Here is a 3,301-nt window from a genome sequence, read left to right on the forward strand (position 1 = left end):
AAATGATTAGCAAAAATATACTATTTATTAGTTATATTTAATGTTAATATTTGTAACGAAGATGATTGGCGAGGGCTGATTAAAGTTTCACTTTATACAAAAAAGGGGCATGAGGGAGAAGGTTATAGCAAATTGTATAGAACTGAATAGTTCCGTATTAATTAAAATACGTTGATTACTAGATATAAAAAAACACCGGGGGGATTAGAGTGAAGTCATTTAAGAGGGTACTTATAGTAGGGATGGCGTTGACTACAGTATCGATTTTGGGAGCTTGTTCTAGCGATACAGACGTATTAAAAAAAGCAGGAGCAAAGCAACCAGCGAAGGCGGAAGGTGAAGTACTAAAAGATCAGAAGAAAACACCTATGACTACGAGCAAACGTGAAAGTATTAAAAATGAGGATGCACCATCATCACAAAAGCGTTATATTTCTCATGATGAATCTCAAAAGATTGAGGAAGGTATGACGTATACGGATATTCTTAATACGATTGACTATGGTGGTGAGAACATAAAACATTATAATAACCATGAAAAACGCGTATTTTATACTGAAAAAGATACGGATGGTACATATGAAATTATGGTTGAATTAAATACATATGGTTATGTTGTAAATATTGAACGTACTGCTATAAAGGATGAAGATAAAGATACAGATAAAGAGAATCAGGTATTTACGAAACGTAGTGAAGAGCCTGTAAAGGAATATGAAGAAAAAAACGATCGTGTACCGTGGTATAAAGATGTAAATAACAATTCGGCAGCAGTAAGTTACAATCATTATTTGAAAATCAAAAAAGGTATGGCCGCGAATCAGGTAAAAGCTGCAATTGGACAGCCACATGTAATTGAGAAATATAAATCATATTCAGTATATGACTATACTGGTTATACTGGAGAAGGATCATTACGTGTAATCTTTGAACCGAATGGAACTGTTACGGATGTAGTGGAAGACGGTTTACCACGATAATAAATTAGTTACAGGAAGAATTGTAGTAAAGTTGTCTTTGATTTTATAAAGTTTTTGGGAGCATCTCCGAATATAGGTGAAAAAATAATTCTCTTAGCCATGTTAACTACAGTATTAGTATTTACCGAAGTTTCTTCCAAATTCAATAGCGTTATCGTGGATGTTGTTGTCGTATTATCTTTGTTGATATATACCGCAGTAGGGCAGCAATTGTAACTGGACGTAAAAGGACGCGGAGGAGTAGCAGCTTCCTTTTAAAAGAAGGAGGAAAATATGATGGAGGATATTCTTGAATTTATAGGGAGATACGTAATTAAACCTATTATTAGTTTAGTGAGATATCTTGTAATAGAGATTATAATTGAGGGCATAATAGAAGGCGTAATAAACGGTATAAGGAAATTACGTGATAAGTGGCGAAATTGGCGTGAAAGACGTTATTGGCGGTAGTGTAGCTGATGAGCGTGAGAAACAAAAACGTTATACAGAAGCTTAATGGAATGACAATTTCTAAAGTGAAGAAATAATTATTATCTTACAAAAGTGTAATGTTCATGTCATGTTTTTGAATTTCTTCTTTAAGCTCCGGGCTTTAAGATAAGAATATAAGAAAAAACATATGAGGTGAAGGAAATGAAAAGATACATTGCACTATTTAGTATTTTAGTTGTATTTGCAAGTTTGTTAGTTGGTTGTGATTTAAACCGTATGGGTAAAGATGAGTATTATGTTCAAATTACAGTAGATGGAAAAGAATTTGATAGTAAAGATAGTAATGGGCAGAAATTTAAAGATTATGAATATAAACTGACTGGCTTTGATAAAGACGGTAAAGAGAAAGAATTAGAATTCATAGCTCAAAAAAATCTTCGTAAAGAAGCATTCCTACGCGTATACCACTCAGATAAAAAAGGTGTAACAGCTTGGGAAGAAGTGAAAAAAGACGAGCTTCCAGCGAAAGTGAAAGAAAAACTAAGTGTGAAATAAGACAGATAAAAAGGAATTGACGAACAGGGTCTTTTCTAAAGTTATAATATCAACGGTTTATAGTTAATCGGTAACGGTTTGGTAACAATTATAGCAAATCTTTTTCCATAAACGCAACTACTTCTGCTTGCTTCGAAGGATACAAATGGCTATAAGTATTTAAAGTTGTTGCTACATCAGAATGCCCTAATCGCTGGGCTACAACCAGCGGGCTAACACCTTTATTTATTAGATAAGAAGCATGAGAATGTCTAAACTCATGCATTACAATCTCTTTAACCATAGCAATCTTTAGATAGTTGTTGAATTTTTTATGTAATGAAGTTGTGGCGAGACTATCATAGAATTCACCAAAAACAACATAATCATTTTTAACTGGTGCTGTTAGTGCAGCATCTTTTTTTATACCTCTTAATAAATTCATTACAAAGTTAGGTAACATAATAATTCGATTAGAAGCTTTAGTTTTTGGTTCTGTAACTTGACGATTGTATTTAGTTTTGTGAATGTTAATGGCCTTTTCTTCGAAATTTATATCTTCCCAAGTTAAAGCTAGTAGTTCGCCTTTTCTTGCTCCACTATAATAAAGAGTTGAAAAGAATGCTTTATACATGGGCTCATCTACCACACTGATAAACTGTTTAAATTCTTCGAATTCCCAAAAGTTAATTCTTTTCTTTGATTCTTTTTGAAAATTCCCAGCAATTCTTGCTGGGTTGGTTGTTAAACCATGAAATTTTATTCCAAAATTAAATATTGCTGAGAGTGTAGTGTGGAATTTTTTTAAATATTCCGCAGAGTATTCATTAATCATTTTGTTTTGATAGTCCATTACATGTCTAGGTGTGATACAGTCAATTTTCATTTTTCCAAATTCTTTCATTAAATGATTGTAGATGGCATTTTTTATGGTATTTATTGAAGATTGTTTCCTCCTTTGCGTATACCAATTAAAATAACTATCTGCAACGTGCTCAAAAGTTAGATTGGAGTTTGATTCTTTTTCAACTAACATTTTAGCTTCTGCTTCACGTGCTTCTTTTTTTGTTTTAAACCCACGACGTTTTACTTGCTTGGTTGTCCCATCAAACTGACGGACTCTTACTACGAAGAAATATGTACCTCGTTTGTCATCCTTATAGATCACCATAGGGGTTCCTCCTTTATATAAAGAGTGATAATTCAATTTATTGAATAGATTATAGCTTGTTTGTTACCAAAAGAAAAGATGTCCCAATGAGAACATCTTAATAATGGATTTAAGTTTGAAGAAATAACAATTGGTAAACGGCTAATTTTATGTTATGCCATTTGTTAATAAAAGGAGTCAGTCC

General features: G+C 32.7%; 3 protein-coding genes and 1 pseudogene. 3 read left to right on the forward strand and 1 reads right to left on the reverse strand.

What is annotated here, in order from left to right; all coding sequences use genetic code 11:
• Positions 1–209 precede the first annotated feature (209 nt).
• The 3 genes and pseudogenes from ACQGS6_RS25165 (at position 210) to ACQGS6_RS25175 (ending at position 1,967) form a co-directional block, all read left to right on the forward strand.
• Positions 210–980: a hypothetical protein gene (locus tag ACQGS6_RS25165; protein ID WP_119781472.1), complete on the forward strand. Its 771-nt coding sequence runs from the start codon at positions 210–212 to the stop codon at positions 978–980.
• Between the two features lie 421 nt (positions 981–1,401).
• Positions 1,402–1,470, forward strand: a pseudogene (locus ACQGS6_RS25170) (methyltransferase); the annotation flags it as partial.
• A gap of 143 nt (positions 1,471–1,613) precedes the next feature.
• Entirely contained in the window at positions 1,614–1,967 is a 354-nt protein-coding gene (locus ACQGS6_RS25175; RefSeq protein ID WP_000833146.1) for a YxeA family protein, read from the forward strand.
• Between the two features lie 88 nt (positions 1,968–2,055).
• Here the strand turns inward: ACQGS6_RS25175 and ACQGS6_RS25180 are convergent, their stop codons facing one another.
• Positions 2,056–3,117 (reverse strand): tyrosine-type recombinase/integrase, encoded by a 1,062-nt coding sequence (locus ACQGS6_RS25180; RefSeq protein WP_426965779.1) that lies wholly within the window; start codon positions 3,115–3,117, stop codon positions 2,056–2,058.
• Between the last annotated feature and the right edge of the window lie 184 nt (positions 3,118–3,301).

The sequence above is a fragment of the Bacillus sp. GMs2/2 genome (assembly GCF_050172095.1).
Lineage (GTDB): Bacteria > Bacillota > Bacilli > Bacillales > Bacillaceae_G > Bacillus_A > Bacillus_A cereus.